A 17,095-nucleotide genomic window follows, 5' to 3' on the forward strand; every position below is an offset into this window, starting at 1 on the left:
ATCATGAGCGGCACGAGATTCTGGGTCGGCGCCTCGACGACGGGCGCGCTCGGCTCGCCCGCCCGCGGCATCCGCTCCCTCGACGTGTCACCCGACGGCGGCACGACGCTCGGCGAGCCCATCGAGGTCGGCGAGAACCCGATGTACCTCGCCGTGTCCCCCGCCGGCGTGGTCGCCATCGTCCACGAACTCGCCGAGGGCCGGTTCTCGGCCTGGAGCCTCGACGGCGACACGGTACGGCCCTTCGGCCGCGCGGGCGGAACCCGGGCGGCCGACCCGTGCCATGTCGCCTTCGACGAGGGCGGCGAGTGGGCATTCGCCGCCAACTACTCCGGCGGTCGCGTGACCGCCCATCGGCTGCGATCGGATGCCGCCGCCGACGCCGTGCTCTCCGTCGCGTTCAGCGGCTCGGGGCCCGACCGCTCCCGGCAGGAGTCCTCGCATCCCCATCAGGTCGTGGTCGACGCGGCCAGGTCGCGCCTGCTCGTGCCCGACCTCGGATCCGACCGCATCCGCGTGCTCGACCTGACCTCGATGCCCGATTCGCTCGGGCGCGACGGACTGGACGCCGGCGACATCGCGGTCCATGCGGGCGCCGGCCCTCGGCACCTCGTGATCGCCGGCGACCTGGCCGTCGTCGCGAACGAACTCGACCGCACGGCGAGCGTCATCGACCTCGTCGAGGGCCGCGAACTGGGTTCCTACCCCGTCGACGAACGCATCACCCCGCGCGGCCTCGGCCTCTCCGCGATCCGGCTCACGGCGTCCGGCACGGTGCTGATCGGCGACCGGGACGCCGACGCCCTCGTGGCCCTGCGCTTGGACGCCGGCGCCCGAACAGTGGAGCGGGTCGCCTCGATCCCCACCGGCGGCCGCCACCCCCGCGACCTGCACATCACGCACGACGAACGATTCGCACTCGTGGCCGACCAGGCGTCGGATTCGATCGCCGTGCTCGCCCTCGCGGACGGCGTTCCGACCGGCGTGGCCTCCACGGTCTCGACGCCGGCGCCGGGCTGCCTCGCACGCCTGCCGTGAGCGCCGCGCCTCAGTTGTAGCCGAGCACCACGATCGCCGACGTCGTCGGCGAGAGTTCGTCGACGAACGGGTTCTCCTCGAGTCGGACCTGTTCCGAGGGCTGCGTCATCGCGGTCACCTGTCTCTGCGTGGGATGGCACCCAACGCTACGGGAGCGACGCCGTGCCCTCATTGTCCGTGTCGTCCAACATCGACGGCGGTTTTCGCCACATCGTCACAGTCCACGAGAGAGCGGGCGGCGGGGAGCCCCGCGTGGATCAGGTCGGCGGGTAGAGGTACAGCGCCGATCCGGCCGGGATCGTGCGCTGGTGGTAGGAGTGATCGGAGTTCTGGTTGTACTCCTCGATGTTGACGGTGCCGTCGCCGTTGATCGACTGCACGTACGCCACATGGTTGTACGGGAACCAGGCGACCGCACCGACGACCGGGACGTCGCTCGTCGGCCATCCGTGGGCCACCCACTCGTCGGCCCAGGCATAGGCGCTGCCCGAGGCGAGGTTCGACCAGTCCCACTTCCAGGGCGCCCCGGTCGAGCCCGCGTCGCGGTTGAGGCGCCACGCGACGAAGTCGACGCACTCGCGGTAGTAGTAGCGCAGCGGCGAGAGCCCTCCGCCGTAGTCGTCGGGGATCTGGTCCCACCAGGGGTAGTCGTCGCCCTCGGCCTTGACGGTGTAGATCGCGTAGGCGCCGGCGCCCCGCGAGGCGAGCTCGGCGGCCCACGCCGCCTGCGCCTCCTCCTCGGCGGAGCGCGCCGCTTCCTCGATCTCGGCCTTGGTCGTCACGGAGTAGGCGTCGTGCGAGACGGGGGCACCCGACGCGTCGGCGGAGACGTCCACGTCCTGCGCCTCGGCGACGGCGAAGCTGAAGACTCCGGAGGGCTCGAAGAGGTCGCCCGCAGGCATGAAGGCATACGCCGGCATGGCGACCGTGCCCACGATGGCGGGGACGACGAGCACCGTGGCGAAGACGCGCAGCGGGCGGCGGTTGCGTCGAACGGAGGACGGCCGGACCGCGCTCACGGCGGGCGGCGCGGCGTCGGGATTCTGACGGATCGGGGTGGGCGGAACTGACGCCGCGGCACGCCGCACGGCACGGGCGGAATCGCGCGTGCGCGCGCGAGCCGGTTGCGAGGGCATCGATCGTCGCGATCTCGCGGACTCCGCCGCGCGCCGCTGCGAGCGCGATGGCAGCTCGGCGTTCTCACCTTCGTGCAAGAGTCGATCCTCCGGACGCCGTTCGAGGCCCTGTCAGGCCCAGATCGGGTTACGTGCGTCGTCGCATCGGCCGGGTCGTCCGGCGACTGGATCCACCATAGGGCAACCCGGCGTCGAAGTCACTCCGACGTCATGCGGCGTTCGCGAGATACTCGTCCCACTGCGGCAGCGGCCGCTCGAAGCCGCGCACGACCCAGCTGCGGCCATGCGGCATCCTGGGCGTGAATCGCAGCTCCCAGCCCATCTCGGCAGGCGTGTGGTCGCTCTTCTGGTTGTTGCATCGCAGGCAGCACGCGACGAGGTTCTCCCAGGTGTCGCGCCCGCCGCGCGACCGCGGCAGCACGTGGTCGATCGTGGCCGCCGACCGGCCGCAGTACGCGCACCGGTGCTCGTCGCGGCGCAGCACGCCCCGCCGGCTCACCGGCACCGCGTGCACGCGCGGGGTGCGCACGTAGCGGGTGAGGATGATCACGCTCGGCCGCTGCCACGACCCGCTCGCGGCGCAGACCGGGTTCCCCTCGTCGTGGCGGATGACGGTCGCCTTCTGGTTCATGACCAGCAGGAGGGCCCGCTTGAAGGAGACGACGGCGAGCGGTTCGTAGCCCGCGTTCAGCACGAGTGTGCGCATGGAGTGCCTTTCGATCGGGGCTGGATGGCTTCCAGCCGCGTGAACGGATCGACGCTCCGGCGACGTGCGGGTCGCGTGAGGCCATGAAGGGGGCGGATGCCGCGTGTCGACGCCGAACCGGCCGGAGAACGCAGAACGGGCACCGTCATGAAGACAGTGCCCGTCGAAACGTCGGCTCGGCTGGTGATCGGCTGACTACTGCGCCGTTGGTGGAATTGCGCGCGCGCATCCGCGGAATGGATGCTGCGCGTGCGAACCATCGGCGTTCCCCTCGCCCGGATCTCGGATCGTCAGGCCTTCAGGCTACGACATGAATGGCACGCCGGGACATCCCGGCGTGCCATTCACAGGTCGTGTCATCCGATGTTCACATCTCAGATGCCGATGCGGACGATCGTGTAGTCGCTCGTCCAGATCGGCTGCACGCGAACCGAGGCGCCCTCGTACGGCGCGTGGAGGATCATGCCGTTCCCGGCGTAGAAGCCGTCGTGGCCGTCCATGATGACGAGGTCGCCCGGCTGCGCGTCGGCCTCGGAGATCGGCGTGCCCATCGCTCCCTGCCCGGCCGAGGAGTGCGGCATGCCGATGCCGAACTGCGCGTAGACGTACATCACGAAGCCGGAGCAGTCGAACCCGGCGGGCGTGGCGCCGCCGTACACGTACGGCGTGCCGATGTACTGGGTCGCGACGTTGTAGACGCTGGCGAGGTCGTAGGCGGGGTAGGGCGGGCTCTCGAGGAACTCGCCGACCGATGGCCCGGAGTACGACGCCGCGTACGAGGTCATCGCGGTCTCGGCGGCCACGCGGGCCGCCTCGGCCTCCTCGGCCTGCCGCTGGGCCTCGGCGGCAGCTTCCGCTGCGGCCTGGATCTCGGCGGCCGTGGTCGCGGCGAAGCCGTCCTTCGTGACGGGTGCGGCGATGACGTCCTCGGCCACCTCGACGGACTGGGCCTGCGCATTGGTGAGCTTCGTCTCGTCGCTGGTCGCGAATCGCGGACCGTTGCTGCCGGGCGCGAACGCGTACGCGGGAATCGCGATGGTGCCGACGATGCCGGCGGCCAGCGTCATCACTGCGACATTCGCGAAGGCGCCGCGCCGGAGCGGGCGGGTCGACGCGAGCGGCTTGACCGCGGTCGCGTCCTGCGCCGGAACGGCCGCCAGGTCGCGGGCCTTGCGCGCGACCGCCTTCGGGCTGTTCCTCTTGAGCTGGGCATTGGGACGACGGGGGGTGAATCGAGCCAAATCGGGTTCCTCCACCGCCCCACGGAACCATGCTCCGTCCCACCTGGTGCGCTCGAGGCGCGTCTTCGTCCTGAACCGGGCGGTGGGTGCTGAGAGGCGATCCCGGTCCTGGTCCGACGACCGGCTTCGTGCCGTCGGACTCGACCGAGGATACGCGAGGGCCGCCCGAATGTCACATTCCGGTCACGGTTCGGCGGAAATGCTTGCGCAGAGGCCCCCGAACGGGGGGCGACTAGGCGCCGATGAAGATGTGACCCGCGACGTCCGTCGGGAGCTCGAGGCCGCCCTCGACGCCGTCGACCTCGACCAGCACGTACCCGCCGTTCCTGGCGAACCGTGCGGCGGCGCCGGGCAGGATGCCCGCCTGCTTCAGCTGGAGCAGCAGTTCGGGATCGAACTGCACCGGCTCGCCCAGGCGGCGGACGACGCCGCGCACCTCGGTCTCGCTCTCGGCGAGCGCGTCGGTGACGCGCACGACGCCGGTCATGAACGGGGCGGCGGGCTCGAGACCGAGCTCGTCGAGCCCCGGGATCGGGTTGCCGTACGGGGAGTGGGTTGGCTCGCCCAGGATCTCGACGAGGCGACGTTCGACCTGCTCGCTCATGACATGCTCCCAGCGGCATGCCTCGTCGTGCACGAACTCCCACTCGAGCCCGATGACATCGGCGAGCAGGCGCTCCGCAAGGCGGTGCTTGCGCATGACGTGGACGGCCTTGCTGCGCCCGTCGGGCGTGAGCTCGAGGTGACGGTCTCCGGAGACGACGACGAGTCCGTCGCGCTCCATGCGGGCGACGGTCTGCGACACGGTCGGACCCGAATGCCCGAGACGCTCGGAGATGCGGGCGCGCAGCGGCACGATGTGCTCTTCCTCGAGGTCGAGGATCGTGCGAAGGTACATCTCCGTGGTGTCGATGAGATCCGTCATCAGCAAAGCCCTCCCTGTCGCAGCCCGTCATCAAGCCTAGCCGGATGCCGAGCCTCGTTAGACTCGGGTGCATGCCGAGCCTCGTGATCCCCAGCGACCTCCTGCCCGCCGACGGACGATTCGGCTGCGGCCCCTCCAAGGTGCGGCCCGAACAGCTCGCCCACCTCGCCGCCGTCGGGCCCTCGCTGCTCGGCACGTCGCACCGCCAGGCGCCGGTGAAGAACCTCGTCGGGCGGGTCCGCAGCGGACTGTCCGACCTGTTCGCGCTCCCCGACGGCTACGAGGTCGTCCTCGGCAACGGCGGTTCCACCGCGTTCTGGGATGCCGCGGCATCCGGCCTCATCGAGCGACGTGCCCAGCTCTGCTCCTTCGGGGAGTTCGGCCAGAAGTTCGCGGGAGCGGCCGGTGCCCCGTGGCTCGAGGCCCCCGACGTGCGCAAGGCCGACGCCGGCACCCGCTCGAACCCCGAGGCGGTCGCGGGCGTCGACGTCTACGCGTGGCCGCACAACGAGACCTCGACCGGCGTCATGGCCCCCGTGCAGCGCGTGTCCGGCGATGACGGCGCGCTCACCGTCATCGATGCGACGAGCGCCGCGGGCGGCGTGGCGGTCGACCCGACGCAGTTCGACGTCTACTACTTCGCCCCCCAGAAGAACTTCGCGTCCGACGGCGGCATCTGGTTCGCACTGTTCTCCCCTGCCGCGCTCGAGCGCGTCGAGCGCCTCGCGGCATCCGATCGGTACATCCCCGAGTTCCTCTCACTGAAGAACGCGGTCGACAACTCGCGGCTGAACCAGACGCTCAACACCCCGGCGCTCGCCACCCTGCTGCTGCTCGAGAACCAGCTGGAGTGGATGAACGGGTCCGGCGGGCTGGAGTGGGCCGACGCCCGCACCCGCGAGTCGTCGTCGGTGCTCTACGACTGGGCCGCGCGAACGTCGGTCGCGACGCCCTTCGTCGCCGATCCGGCGGATCGTTCACAGGTGGTCGTCACGATCGACTTCGACGAGTCGACGGATGCCGCGAAGATCGCCTCGATCCTCCGCGAGAACGGCGTCGTCGACACCGAGCCCTACCGCAAGCTGGGCCGCAATCAGCTGCGCGTGGCGACCTTCACGGCCATCGAACCCGATGACGTCCGCGCGCTGACCGCCTCGATCGACTACGTCCTCGAGCAGGTCGGCTGAGCCCGATGCGGCTCTGGCTGCCCGAGTCCGAGCGTCGGCCCGATCCGGCGCCCGCTCGGGCCGACGCGCGCAAGGCGGTGCTCGCGGGCACCGCGCTGTGGGTCGTGGCACTTCTCGCGTGCGTGCTCGCTCGTGAGCCGCTCGCCCGGGTCGGCCTGGACTGGCTCGCCTGGGCATGCGCGGTGGGTGCCGTCCTCGGCGTGATCGCCCTGCTCGTGGTGCAGGTGATCAGGCGCCGAGCGGCGCGTCAGCCCTCGTCGTCCTGATCGCCGGACGCCGCCTCGGCGGGGTCCGATGCGAGCGCAGACTCGTCGAGCGGGAGCTCGTCCCGATGCGCGTCGTCGAGGTCGCCCTCGTCGAGCTCGTCGAAGTCGATGCCGTCGAAGGGGTCGTCGTGCTCGTCGTCGTCGTCGTGCTCGTCGTCGTTCTCGTCTTCGGAGTCGTCGTCGAACTCGTCGTCGCCGACGATCTCGAGTTCCTCCGAGGCATCGTCGAGGTCGTCGTCGTGCTCCTCGCCGGCCTCGCGCGCGGCCTCGGCCGCAGCGGCCTGGGCGGCACGGTAGTCGGCGAGCCGCTCGGACCAGGGGATCCATGCGGGCGCGAGCAGCGCCCGCTCGCCGGGCATGAGCTGCGTCTCGACGATGGTCGGCTCTGCATCATCGACGCGGACGAGGGTCACGCTCCAGTGCCAGCCCGGGTAACCGGAGAGGTCGGACGCGAAGTGCAGGGTGAGCGCGTGCTCGCCCTCCACGATGTGGCCGATGACGGATCCCACGGTCTCGGGCGCGGTCGTCTCGAGCAGCGCACGACGCGCCATGTCGACGGAGTCGAGCAGGACTGCATCGGGCTCGAATGTCGGCGCCGGCTCATCGACGATCGCGTCGGACGCGGCCGTCTCATCGGCGACGATCGTGTCGGACTCAGCCGTCTCGGCAGGCTCCGCCGACTCGGTCTGCTCGGCAGGCGCCTCGGACGCGTCGACGTGGGCCGCGGCATCCGATCGGGGCTCGGGGTCGGAGAGCTCAGGCATCCAGGTCGTCAGCCACCTTGCGCAGGACGGCTGCAACCGTCCGCGCCTTGGACTTCTCGGGGTAGCGACCGCGACGCAGGTCGGCGCCGATGCCGTCGAGCACCTTCACGACGTCCTCGACGATGATCGCCATGTCGTCGGCGGGCTTGCGGTTGATCTTCGCGAGGCTCACGGGAGCGTCGAGGACGCGCACCGACAGGGCCTGCGCGCCGCGCTTGCCCTCGGCGACGCCGAACTCGAGGCGAGAGCCCGCACGCACGGTCGCGCCGGCGGGAAGAGCGGAAGCGTGGAGGAAGACCTCCTGGCCGTCATCTGAGCTGATGAAGCCGAACCCCTTCTCCTCGTCGTAGAACTTGACCTTGCCGGTGGGCATCGTGTGAACCTCGCTCGTATCGGAGGCGCGCCGAATGCGCGCGCCCTGCTCGGACCAGTCTAGAGTCCCGGCCGACTCCCGCGACGCCGCTGACGCTATCCTTGATGCGTGAGTGAATCCGATCAGGGCGGCAACCAGCGCATCGAACGCGTTCTGGCGTACATGTTCACGACGATGGTGATGCTGTCGATCGGCGCATTCATCGCCGTGCTGATCGGCACCATGGCCGGTGCGGCCGAGAACGACGGCTTCAGCCAGGGCGTCTGGCCCGTGATCATCATGCTCCCGTGGTTCGGCCTGCCGATCGCCTTCCTCCTGCTCATCGCCCTCTTCATCGTGCACGCGGTGAATCGCGCGCGTTCCACGCGCCCTCGAACGAACTGATCGGAGACGATGCTCGAACTCGCCGCGCGACTTCGTGCGCTGCCCCGACCACAGCTCGAGGCCGCGCTCAAGACGCGTGAGTTCGACACGGCCGGCATCCGCGACCTCTTCGACCTCGCCGAGGTGCTGCTCGGGCCCGAGTCGCTCGACCATGCGATCTCCCGGCTCGATCGCCCGCGTCTCGCGGCGCTCGCCGCGACGGCGGCGCTGACCGCCGACCACGCCGACACGACCGTCGACGCGGTCGCCGCCGAACTCGCTCGGCTCGGCGCGTCCGCAGAGCTCTCCGCGGCGACTCCCGAGCTGCTCGAGCAGCTCGCCCTGATCCTGCTCCTCGTCGTCGACGGGTCCCGCGTGCACCTCCCGGCCGCGGTGTCGAGCCGCCTCGCCGTCCGCACCGGGCGCGACATCCCGGATGCCGCGGAGCTGGCCGCCCCCGCACCGCCCGTGCTCGTCGGCGTCGACGAGGTCGACCGCACGATCCTCGACCGTCGGGCCTCCGAGACCGCGTATGCGACCGTCGCGGCCACGGCCGAACTCCTCGCCGCGCTGGGAGTGCAGCCGGCGCGGGAACTCGCGAAGGGCGGGCTCACCCTCCCCGATTCGAAGCGACTCGCCGAGGTCTGCGGCATCGAGCTCGACGCCCTGCCCCGCCTGTTCCATCGCGCCGACGAGGCCGGACTCGTGCTCCGCGACGGTGCCTACTGGCTCGAGTCCGACATCGGCGCGAACTGGACCCAGCGCAGCGCCGGTGAGCGCTGGCAGCGCCTGGCCGAGCAGTGGCTCGCGCGCATCCCGCCGACACTGCGCGAACTCGTCGCCCGGCGGAGCGAGACGCTCTCCTCGACCGACCTGCGCGACGACGTCCGCTGGCTCTACCCCGCGGGCGGGAGATGGCTCGACGACGGACTCGACCGGCTCGTCGACGACGCCGAGGCGCTCGGCCTCGCCGTCGCCGGCGAGCCCGTGGAGTCCGGCCGGCTCGTGCTCACCGGCCAGGTCGAGCGCGCGGCCGCCATCCTCGCGGCGCATTTCCCCGCGCAGGTCTCGAAGGTGTACCTCCAGCACGACCTGACGGTCGTCTCGCCCGGTCCGCTCGAACCCGTGCTCGACGCCCGGCTCCGCAGCTTCGCCGATGTCGAGGCACGCGACCTCGCCTCGACGTACCGCGTGAGCGCGGCATCCGTGAACCGCGGCCTCGCCGCCGGCGAGACGGCCGCGACGATCCTGGACTTCCTCGGCGGCCTCTCGCTGACCGGCATCCCGCAGCCGGTCGAGTACCTCGTGCACGAGGCCGCCAAGCGATTCGGAAGCGTCCGGGTGGCCTCTGCCGACGACGCCGAACTGCCCGCGCGCACGGTCGTCCGCTCCGAGGACGAGCAGGTGGTGCGAACCCTCGCGGTCGACCAGGCCCTGAGCGCGATCGGCCTCCGCCAGGTCGGGCCCTACCGGCTGCTGTCCCGCTTCGCGCCCGACGTCGTGTTCTGGGCGCTCTCCGACGCCCGTTACCCCGTCGCCGCCGAAGACCACGATGGCGCCATCGTGCGCCTGCGTCGCCACCACCTCGCCCAGTCGCCGCCACCGGCAGCGACGACGGACCCCATCGGGGCACTGCTCGACCGCGTGCTCGTCGAGGCCGACGACGACGCCACCGAGGTCGCATGGCTCGCACGGCAGCTCGAGGCGGCGGCGCGCGCCAAGGAGACGCTCACGGTGACCGTTCGGATGCCGGGCGGCACCACGGCCGACTACCTGCTCGCTCCCGCGAGCGTCGCCAACGGCCGGCTGCGTGCGCGCGACCGCAAGGCCGACATCGAGCGCACCCTTCCGCTCTCGGCGATCGCCGCGGTCATGCCCGCCCCGTCCAACGTCTGAGCCGCCGGCGCGCGCGAGGCACGCGGGCGGAGGACGACGCGAACGGCCGGCCTCCCATGAAGCAGGCGTAGACTCGACGGTTATGTCAGACGGCCCACTCATCGTGCAGAGCGACCGCACCGTGCTCCTCGAGGTCGCGCACCCGCTCGCCGAGGACGCACGGCACGACCTCGCGATCTTCGCCGAGCTGGAGCGCGCGCCCGAGCACGTGCACACGTACCGCATCACCCGGCTCGGCCTCTGGAACGCCAGGGCGGCCGGGCACACCGCGGACGACATGCTCGGCACGCTCGAGAGATACGCGAAGTTCCCGGTTCCCCAGACCGTCTCGGTCGACATGCGCGAGACCGTGGCGCGCTACGGGCGCCTCGTCGTCGACCGCACCGACGACGGCGCCCTACGGCTCAGGTCAGACGACCTCGCCGTGCTCACCGAGGTCGCCGGCGCGAAGCGCATCGCCCCGCTGCTCACGGAGCGCATCGACGACACCGGCTTCCTCGTGGAGGCCTGGGCTCGCGGCGCACTGAAGCAGGAGCTCGTCAAGCTCGGCTGGCCGGCGGAGGACCTGGCCGGGTACACGCCCGGCACGCCGCATCCGATCGATCTCGACGAGTCGGGCTGGCACCTGCGCGACTACCAGCAGAAGGCGGTCGACAACTTCTTCGACGGCGGCTCCGGCGTCGTCGTCCTGCCCTGCGGCGCCGGCAAGACGCTCGTGGGCGCCGGCGCGATGGCCACCGCGAAGACCACGACCCTCATCCTCGTCACGAACACCGTCTCGGCCAGGCAATGGCGCGACGAGCTCCTGAAGCGCACCTCGCTGACGGCCGAGGAGATCGGCGAGTACTCGGGCCAGACGAAGGAGATCAAGCCGGTCACCATCGCGACGTACCAGATCCTCACCGCGAAGCGGAAGGGCGAGTACGCCCACCTCGCCCTGCTCGACGCGCTCGACTGGGGCCTCGTGGTCTACGACGAGGTGCACCTGCTTCCGGCGCCGGTCTTCAAGCTCACCGCGGAGCTCCAGGCCCGTCGCCGACTCGGCCTCACGGCCACGCTCGTGCGCGAGGACGGCCGCGAGGGCGACGTCTTCAGCCTCATCGGTCCCAAGCGCTTCGATGCGCCCTGGAAGGAGATCGAGGCGCAGGGCTTCATCTCCCCCGCGGCCTGCTACGAGGTCAGGATCGACCTGCCGCCCTCCGAGCGGCTCTCGTATGCGGCATCCGCGGATGACGAGCGCTACCGCCTGGCGGCCACCGCTCCGGCGAAGCTCGACGTCGTCAAGGAGCTCGTCGCCAAGCACCGTGGAGAACGCATCCTCGTGATCGGGCAGTACCTCGACCAGATCGACGAGCTCGCGGAGACGCTCGGCGCCCCGCAGCTCACCGGTTCGACGCCCGTCGACGAGCGGGAGCGGCTGTTCCAGTCGTTCCGCGAGGGCACCACTCAGGTGCTCGTCGTGTCGAAGGTCGCGAACTTCTCGGTCGACCTCCCCGAGGCGACCGTCGCGATTCAGGTGTCGGGGTCGTACGGCTCGCGGCAGGAGGAGGCGCAGCGCCTCGGCCGCCTGCTCCGCCCGAAGGAGTCCGGCCTCACCGCGAACTTCTACACGCTCGTCTCGCGCGACACGGTCGACCAGGACTTCGCGCAGAACCGCCAGCGGTTCCTGGCCGAGCAGGGCTACAGCTACACGATCCTCGACGCTCACTCGCTCGAGGCGGCCTGACCGGCTCAGCCCCTGGCGTAGCGGAGCAGCACGAGGTCGCCGGCCGGCATCGCGTGCACGAGGCGCATCCGGCGCGCCGCCTCGGCCGCGCCCTGCACGATGCGGATTCCGGAACCGCCCGCGAGCGTCGGCGACAGGGTCAGGCACACCTCGTCGACCAGATCGGCGTCGAGCAGGCTGCCGAAGAGGTGCGGGCCTCCCTCGCAGAGCACTTGGCCGAGACCCGCACGCGCGAGGCCGCCGAGCATGGCCCGTGGATCGAGTGCGTCATCACCGCAGACGAGGACGTCCGCGACCTCGGCGAGCGCGAGCCGCCGCGACTCGGGCGACGACGCATGCGTGACCACGAGCGGTCGGCGCACCGCCTCGGCGAAGAACGGATGCCGCGGCTCGAGGTCGAGCCGCGATGAGACGACCGCCACGCGCGGCTGCCCGTCGAGGCCCTGCGAGCGCCGCCACGCGGCATCCGCCTCGCCGACGGCCAGCCCGCCGTAGCCCTCGGCCCGCACCGTCCCCGCCCCGATGAGGACGACGTCGGCGAGGGTGCGCAGCACCTGCATGGCGAGACGGTCGGTGGCGTCGCCGAGCGGGCCGCTGCGCCCCGACAGCGTCGCCGACCCGTCGATGCTCGCCACGAAGTTCATGCGCACGCGCGGCGTAGACCGATCGGGCAGGGCGTAGGCGGCGAGCAGGGCCTCACGGTCGATCGCGGACGCCTCGGTCATCGGTTGTGCTCCAGGTAGACGGGCTCGCGCCAGCCCTCGATCGCGGAGACCATGCGCATCGCGTCGACGGTCTCGCGCACGTTGTGCACCCGGACGATGCGGGCGCCCTGCATGACGGCGTAGACCGCCGCCGCGATCGAGCCCTCGACGCGTTCGCCGCGCGGCCGGCCGAGGCTCTCGCCCACGAAGTCCTTGTTCGAGAGCGCCACGAGGGTGGGGTACCCGATCGCGACGATCTCGCCCAGTCGTCGGGTCAGCTCGAGCGAGTCGAGCGTGTGCTTGTTCAGGTCGTGCCCCGGATCGACGATGATGCGATCGGATGCCACGCCGGCGGCCTCCGCCCGGGCGACACGGTCGCGAAGGAACGCCGCCACCTCGCCGACGACGTCGTCGTAGCGCGGCGATGGGTAGGGCGTGCGGGGCGCCGCGAGGCTGTGCGTGACGATCACCGCCGCGCCGCTCTCGACGAGCACTTGCGCCATCGCCGGGTCGCTGAGGCCGGTCGTGTCGTTGACGACGTGCGCGCCTGCGGCCAACGCCTCCCGCGCGACCTGGGCGTGGAACGTGTCGACCGAGATCACCGCGCCGGAGCCGGCCATCGCAGCGACCACCGGGACCACGCGGTCGATCTCCTCGGCGACCGGGACCGGCGGGCCCGGGGCGAACTTGGCGCCGCCGATGTCGATCCAGTCGGCGCCGTCCTCGACGGCCCGCTCGGCGGCCGCGACGGCGGCTTCGAGGGCGTCGGTGCGTCCGCGATCGTAGAACGAGTCGGGCGTGCGGTTGACGATGGCCATCACGGCCACCTCGCGTGCGAAGTCGAAGGTGCGTCCGCCCAGTCGCATGGGGGCCGCGCTCATGCCGGAACCAGCGTCTCGAGCGCGACCGACGGATCGGCCAGCGCGTCCCGATCGACTGCGGCGCCGGATCGGATCAGTGCCTGCACCGACTCGTTGACGTCCCAGACGTTGACGTTCATGCCGGCGACAACCCGCGCCTCCCGCACCCAGAAGGCCATGAACTCGCGCGCGGCGACGTCACCGCGGAACACGACGGAGGCGTCCGCGGCGAGCGGCCCGTACCCGGAGTACTCCATGCCGAGGTCGTACTGGTCGGTGTAGAAGTACGGGATCTCGTCGTACGCCACCCGTGCGCCGGCCAGGGCGCGGCCGACCGCCCGCCCCTGGTTCTGCGCGTTCGCCCAGTGCTCGACCCGCAGGTGCCTGCCGAGCACCGGATGGAGCACGTTCGCGACGTCGCCCGCCGCGTACACGTCCGGTGCGCTGGTGCGGAAACCCTCGTCCGTCAGGATGCCGTCGTCGATGGACAGGCCGGCGGATGTCGCGAGCCCCGTGTTCGGGGTCGCGCCGATGCCGACGACCACGAGGTCGGCATCGACCTCATCGCCGCTGTCGAGGATGACGCCGTCGACCCGGTCGCTCCCCCTGATCGCGCTCGCCGCCGCTCCCATGCGGAGATCGACCCCGTGGTCGTGGTGCAGCGTCGCGAACACCGCGCCGACCTCCGGGCCGACCGCCGACTCCAGCGGGACGGCGCCGGGCGCGACGACGGTGACCTCGTTGCCGTACTGCCTCGCGGCGGCCGCGACCTCGAGCCCGATCCATCCGGCGCCGACGATCGCGACGCGCCGTCCGCCGTCCTTCAGCGCGGCGCGCAGGTGCGTGGCATCGGCGAGGGTGCGGAGCGCGTGGACGCCGCGCAAGGAGCCACCCGGTCCGGTGAACCGGCGCGCGGAGGCTCCGGTCGCCAGGAGGAGCCGATCGTACGGCACGGGTTCACCGTCGATCGTGACGAGGTGCGCCTGGACGTCGACCGCCGTCGCCTCGACGCCGGTGCGGAGCTCGACCCGTTGCTCCGCGTACCACTGCGCAGGCAGGGGGATCGTCGCCTCTGCGTCATCCACGCCGAGCAAGTAGCCCTTCGACAGGGGCGGACGTTCGTACGGCGGACGGTCCTCGTTCGTGGCGACGAGGACCTCGCCGTCGAAGCCCTCCGCCCGGATGCCCTCGGCAGCACGTGCCGCCGTGAGCCCTCCGCCGATGATCAGGATGCGCTCGACTGCTGCCATGGTGCGAGTCTCGCATGGCGGCCGCATCCACGCCGCGCCGACGGAGGAAGCACCCCGAGTTCTGTCGCGAAGTTCACAGACCACATTCAGGAAACCTGCAGCAGACTGAAAACATGGCTGACGGACCCAGAATCCTCATCGTCGACGACGAGCCCAACATCCGTGATCTGCTCACCACGAGCCTGCGCTTCGCCGGGTTCGCGGTCCGCGCCGTGGGCAATGGCGCGCAGACCATCTCGGCGGTTCTCGAAGAAGAACCGGACCTCATCATCCTCGACGTCATGCTGCCCGACATGAACGGCTTCGGCGTCACGAAGCGCCTGCGTTCGGCGGGCTACACCGCGCCGATCCTCTTCCTCACGGCGAAGGACGACACCGAGGACAAGATCACCGGCCTGACGGTGGGCGGGGACGACTACGTCACGAAGCCGTTCAGCCTCGACGAGATCGTGGCCCGCATCAAGGCGATCCTGCGGCGCACCATGCACGCCGAGGAGGACGCGGTCATCCGCACGGGCGAGCTCATGATGGACCAGGACACGCACGAGGTGCTCGTGGGCGACGTGCCGGTCGAGCTCTCCCCGACGGAGTTCAAGCTCCTGCGGTACCTGATGCTGAACCCCAACCGCGTGCTTTCGAAGGCGCAGATCCTCGACCACGTGTGGGAGTACGACTTCAACGGCGACGCCGGCATCGTCGAGAGCTACATCTCCTACCTTCGGCGCAAGCTCGACCAGCACTCGGCCGAGCCGCTCATCCAGACCAAGCGCGGGTTCGGGTACATGCTGAAGTCCTCCTCCAAGCCCTGACTCAGGCTTCGCCGCCTAGACTCGCTCCGCTATGCCTCAGACGATCTCCGAGCGGTGGAACCGCATCTCCCTTCGCACCAAGATCACCGGTGTGACGGTCCTGATGCTGACCCTCGGACTCATGGTCTCCGGCATCGGAACAGCCGCCATGCTGCGCTCCTACGTCGAAGACCAGATGTCGGCCAAGCTCAGCAGCATCGCAAGCGGCAGCCTCGACCGGTACTTCGTCGACGAGAACGACTCCGACGCCTCGCCCGACGCGAGCAAGCGCAAGTTCTCCGAGAACGACCAGGTCTTCGTCGCCGTCTACGACGACGCGACCGGTGAGCTCAACGGCACCAACTGGGACGCCCGCCCCGAGGAGGCGCGACCGCTCATCCCGAAGACACTCACCCAGGGTGAGGTCAGCGCCCTGAACGCCAAGGGCTCCGGGTACACGATGTTCCCGCTGAAGGACGCGAACGGCGACCAGAGCTTCCGCGGTGTCGCAGCGCTCATGCTCGCCGACAGCCACGGCAACTACTCCCCCATCGTCATCGCGATCTCGAACAAGGACACCGAATCGCTGATCGCCGTCTACCTGACGATCTTCTTCGGCTTCGGAGTCGGCGTCGTCCTCGTCGGCGCGCTCCTGACGCGGATGCTCGTGACCACGACCTTCACGCCGCTGCGCGAGGTGGAGGCCACCGCGGCCGCCATCGCCGACGGGGACTTCAGCCAGCGCCTCGGCGGTGCGACGCCGAACACCGAGGTCGGACGGCTGAACCGCTCCCTGAACACGATGCTGAACCGCATCGACCGAGCCTTCCGCGACCGAGCCCGCACGATCGACCAGATGCGGCGCTTCGTCGGTGACGCGTCCCACGAGCTGCGCACGCCGTTGGTCTCGGTTCGCGGCTATGCCGAGCTCTATCGCATGGGCGCGCTGCAGACGCCCGACGAGGTCGCTCAGGCCATGGACCGCATCGAGAAGGAGGCGATCCGCATGGGCGGCCTGGTCGAGGATCTCCTCGCCCTGGCACGGCTCGACGAGGCGAAGCCGCTCGAACTCGCCGAGGTCGACCTCGTCCCCCTCGCGCGCGACGCGGCCCTCGACGCGATGGCCGCCCACCCGACCCGCACGGTCACCGTGATCACGCCCGACGACCTGCGATCGACGGATGCCGCGGGCGCGCCGGCCCCGTCCGGATCCGAGCCTCCCGTCGATGCCGGCGACCGGGCCACCACAGGGGCCATCTCTTTCGCGGGCGCGACGCTCGCGCGACTTCGCGGTCGCCGTCCGCGGGCTGAGTCCACCGGCTCGAACCCGCGCCGCGGACCGGGCACGGGCGCCGTCCAGGCTCCCGTCGCGACGCGCGAGACATCCGGCCAGGTGCCGGCCGGCCCGACCGGTGCGACGGCCTCTGCCGGCGCACCGCAGGCGATCGTGCTCGCCGAGGAGAACAAGATCCGCCAGGTCATCACGAACCTCATGGGCAACGCCGTGCGGTTCACCGCGGCCGACAGCCCGATCGACATCCGGGTGAGCGCCGACCCGCTGACCGAGCGCGCCATGATCGAGATCGTCGACCACGGCGAGGGCATCCCGCCGCAGATCCGCGAGAAGATCTTCCAGCGCTTCTGGCGCGCCGACACGTCGCGCACGCGCGAGACCGGGGGCTCCGGCCTCGGACTCGCGATCGTGTCCTCGATCGTCGCCGCGCACAACGGCAGCGTCGACGTGATCGAGACCCCCGGTGGCGGAGCGACATTCCGTGTCCAGCTGCCCCTCGCCGGCAGCGCAGCGGCTCCCCAGCCGGTCTCCGCCGACTGACTCGTCCTCCCCCGAGCCGCTGACGAAGCGCGGCGCCC

Annotated in this window: 17 protein-coding genes; 8 read left to right on the forward strand and 9 right to left on the reverse strand. The window is 70.9% G+C overall.

Translation table 11 applies throughout. The features are described 5' to 3' along the window. Window positions 1-3 precede the first annotated feature (3 nt). The gene (locus GQQ95_RS08760) at window positions 4-1,038 is read left to right on the forward strand and encodes a lactonase family protein (RefSeq protein WP_157427294.1); all 1,035 of its coding nucleotides are present in this window, start codon (window positions 4-6) and stop codon (window positions 1,036-1,038) included. 257 nt (window positions 1,039-1,295) lie between these two features. On the opposite strand, the gene GQQ95_RS08765 is transcribed toward GQQ95_RS08760, so the two are convergent. From GQQ95_RS08765 to GQQ95_RS08780, 4 genes are all read right to left on the reverse strand, one after another. Further along, window positions 1,296-2,057 (reverse strand): CHAP domain-containing protein, encoded by a 762-nt coding sequence (locus GQQ95_RS08765; RefSeq protein ID WP_157427295.1) that lies wholly within the window; start codon window positions 2,055-2,057, stop codon window positions 1,296-1,298. A gap of 325 nt (window positions 2,058-2,382) precedes the next feature. Next, window positions 2,383-2,880, reverse strand: a complete 498-nt coding sequence (locus GQQ95_RS08770) for an HNH endonuclease (protein ID WP_157427296.1) — start codon at window positions 2,878-2,880, stop codon at window positions 2,383-2,385. Between the two features lie 374 nt (window positions 2,881-3,254). Next, entirely contained in the window at window positions 3,255-4,121 is an 867-nt protein-coding gene (locus tag GQQ95_RS08775) for a C40 family peptidase (RefSeq protein ID WP_157427297.1), read from the reverse strand. 232 nt (window positions 4,122-4,353) lie between these two features. Next, window positions 4,354-5,046 carry an iron-dependent transcriptional repressor DtxR gene (locus GQQ95_RS08780; protein ID WP_157427298.1) on the reverse strand — a complete coding sequence of 231 codons (693 nt, stop codon included), beginning with the start codon at window positions 5,044-5,046 and terminating at the stop codon, window positions 4,354-4,356. Window positions 5,047-5,117: 71 nt separating this feature from the next. On the opposite strand from GQQ95_RS08780, the gene serC reads away from it, so the two are divergent. Continuing rightward, window positions 5,118-6,233, forward strand: coding sequence for a phosphoserine transaminase (gene serC / locus GQQ95_RS08785; RefSeq protein ID WP_157427299.1), 1,116 nt, complete (start codon window positions 5,118-5,120; stop codon window positions 6,231-6,233). Between the two features lie 5 nt (window positions 6,234-6,238). Further along, window positions 6,239-6,499 (forward strand): DUF2530 domain-containing protein, encoded by a 261-nt coding sequence (locus GQQ95_RS08790; protein WP_157427300.1) that lies wholly within the window; start codon window positions 6,239-6,241, stop codon window positions 6,497-6,499. Here GQQ95_RS08790 and GQQ95_RS08795 read toward each other — a convergent pair. Then, the gene (locus tag GQQ95_RS08795) at window positions 6,481-7,263 is read right to left on the reverse strand and encodes a DUF3027 domain-containing protein (RefSeq protein ID WP_246205323.1); all 783 of its coding nucleotides are present in this window, start codon (window positions 7,261-7,263) and stop codon (window positions 6,481-6,483) included. The genes GQQ95_RS08790 and GQQ95_RS08795 overlap by 19 nt on opposite strands. Beyond that, the gene (locus GQQ95_RS08800) at window positions 7,256-7,636 is read right to left on the reverse strand and encodes a cold-shock protein (RefSeq protein ID WP_157427301.1); all 381 of its coding nucleotides are present in this window, start codon (window positions 7,634-7,636) and stop codon (window positions 7,256-7,258) included. The genes GQQ95_RS08795 and GQQ95_RS08800 overlap by 8 nt, the downstream gene beginning before the upstream one ends. Before the next feature lie 108 nt (window positions 7,637-7,744). On the opposite strand from GQQ95_RS08800, the gene GQQ95_RS08805 reads away from it, so the two are divergent. The 3 genes from GQQ95_RS08805 to GQQ95_RS08815 all read left to right on the forward strand — a co-directional run bounded on the left by GQQ95_RS08805 (window position 7,745) and on the right by GQQ95_RS08815 (window position 11,621). Continuing rightward, entirely contained in the window at window positions 7,745-8,020 is a 276-nt protein-coding gene (locus tag GQQ95_RS08805) for a multidrug ABC transporter ATPase (protein ID WP_157427302.1), read from the forward strand. A 9-nt stretch (window positions 8,021-8,029) separates the two neighbouring features. Then, window positions 8,030-9,895 (forward strand): helicase-associated domain-containing protein, encoded by a 1,866-nt coding sequence (locus GQQ95_RS08810; RefSeq protein WP_157427303.1) that lies wholly within the window; start codon window positions 8,030-8,032, stop codon window positions 9,893-9,895. A gap of 82 nt (window positions 9,896-9,977) precedes the next feature. After that, the gene (locus tag GQQ95_RS08815; RefSeq protein ID WP_157427304.1) at window positions 9,978-11,621 is read left to right on the forward strand and encodes a DNA repair helicase XPB; all 1,644 of its coding nucleotides are present in this window, start codon (window positions 9,978-9,980) and stop codon (window positions 11,619-11,621) included. Between the two features lie 5 nt (window positions 11,622-11,626). Here GQQ95_RS08815 and GQQ95_RS08820 read toward each other — a convergent pair whose 3' ends face one another. Genes GQQ95_RS08820 through GQQ95_RS08830 form a run of 3 tightly spaced genes read right to left on the reverse strand, consistent with a single transcriptional unit; the run spans window position 11,627 to window position 14,435 of the window. Then, window positions 11,627-12,346 (reverse strand): pyrimidine reductase family protein, encoded by a 720-nt coding sequence (locus GQQ95_RS08820; RefSeq protein WP_157427305.1) that lies wholly within the window; start codon window positions 12,344-12,346, stop codon window positions 11,627-11,629. Continuing rightward, window positions 12,343-13,206 (reverse strand): dihydropteroate synthase, encoded by an 864-nt coding sequence (gene folP, locus GQQ95_RS08825; protein WP_157427306.1) that lies wholly within the window; start codon window positions 13,204-13,206, stop codon window positions 12,343-12,345. The genes GQQ95_RS08820 and folP overlap by 4 nt, the downstream gene beginning before the upstream one ends. Then, entirely contained in the window at window positions 13,203-14,435 is a 1,233-nt protein-coding gene (locus GQQ95_RS08830; RefSeq protein WP_157427307.1) for an NAD(P)/FAD-dependent oxidoreductase, read from the reverse strand. The genes folP and GQQ95_RS08830 overlap by 4 nt, the downstream gene beginning before the upstream one ends. A gap of 113 nt (window positions 14,436-14,548) precedes the next feature. On the opposite strand from GQQ95_RS08830, the gene GQQ95_RS08835 reads away from it, so the two are divergent. Beyond that, complete coding sequence (locus GQQ95_RS08835) at window positions 14,549-15,244, forward strand: response regulator transcription factor (protein ID WP_157427308.1); 696 nt, start codon at window positions 14,549-14,551, stop codon at window positions 15,242-15,244. A 31-nt stretch (window positions 15,245-15,275) separates the two neighbouring features. Further along, a complete protein-coding gene (locus GQQ95_RS08840) occupies window positions 15,276-17,057 on the forward strand; it encodes a sensor histidine kinase (RefSeq protein WP_157427309.1) in 1,782 nt (593 codons plus the stop codon). The last annotated feature ends 38 nt before the right edge of the window (window positions 17,058-17,095 follow it).

The organism is Agromyces salentinus (assembly GCF_009749395.1).
Classification (GTDB): Bacteria; Actinomycetota; Actinomycetes; order Actinomycetales; family Microbacteriaceae; genus Agromyces; species Agromyces salentinus.

Coding starts and splice junctions, on each gene's coding strand:
- GQQ95_RS08760 (WP_157427294.1), top strand. CDS start 4: ATGAGCGGCACGAGATTCTGGGTCGGCGCCTCGACGACGGGCGCGCTC.
- GQQ95_RS08770 (WP_157427296.1), bottom strand. CDS start 2,880: ATGCGCACACTCGTGCTGAACGCGGGCTACGAACCGCTCGCCGTCGTC.
- GQQ95_RS08780 (WP_157427298.1), bottom strand. CDS start 5,046: ATGACGGATCTCATCGACACCACGGAGATGTACCTTCGCACGATCCTC.
- serC (WP_157427299.1), top strand. CDS start 5,118: ATGCCGAGCCTCGTGATCCCCAGCGACCTCCTGCCCGCCGACGGACGA.
- GQQ95_RS08790 (WP_157427300.1), top strand. CDS start 6,239: ATGCGGCTCTGGCTGCCCGAGTCCGAGCGTCGGCCCGATCCGGCGCCC.
- GQQ95_RS08795 (WP_246205323.1), bottom strand. CDS start 7,263: ATGCCTGAGCTCTCCGACCCCGAGCCCCGATCGGATGCCGCGGCCCAC.
- GQQ95_RS08800 (WP_157427301.1), bottom strand. CDS start 7,636: ATGCCCACCGGCAAGGTCAAGTTCTACGACGAGGAGAAGGGGTTCGGC.
- GQQ95_RS08810 (WP_157427303.1), top strand. CDS start 8,030: ATGCTCGAACTCGCCGCGCGACTTCGTGCGCTGCCCCGACCACAGCTC.
- GQQ95_RS08815 (WP_157427304.1), top strand. CDS start 9,978: ATGTCAGACGGCCCACTCATCGTGCAGAGCGACCGCACCGTGCTCCTC.
- GQQ95_RS08820 (WP_157427305.1), bottom strand. CDS start 12,346: ATGACCGAGGCGTCCGCGATCGACCGTGAGGCCCTGCTCGCCGCCTAC.
- folP (WP_157427306.1), bottom strand. CDS start 13,206: ATGAGCGCGGCCCCCATGCGACTGGGCGGACGCACCTTCGACTTCGCA.
- GQQ95_RS08830 (WP_157427307.1), bottom strand. CDS start 14,435: ATGGCAGCAGTCGAGCGCATCCTGATCATCGGCGGAGGGCTCACGGCG.
- GQQ95_RS08835 (WP_157427308.1), top strand. CDS start 14,549: ATGGCTGACGGACCCAGAATCCTCATCGTCGACGACGAGCCCAACATC.
- GQQ95_RS08840 (WP_157427309.1), top strand. CDS start 15,276: ATGCCTCAGACGATCTCCGAGCGGTGGAACCGCATCTCCCTTCGCACC.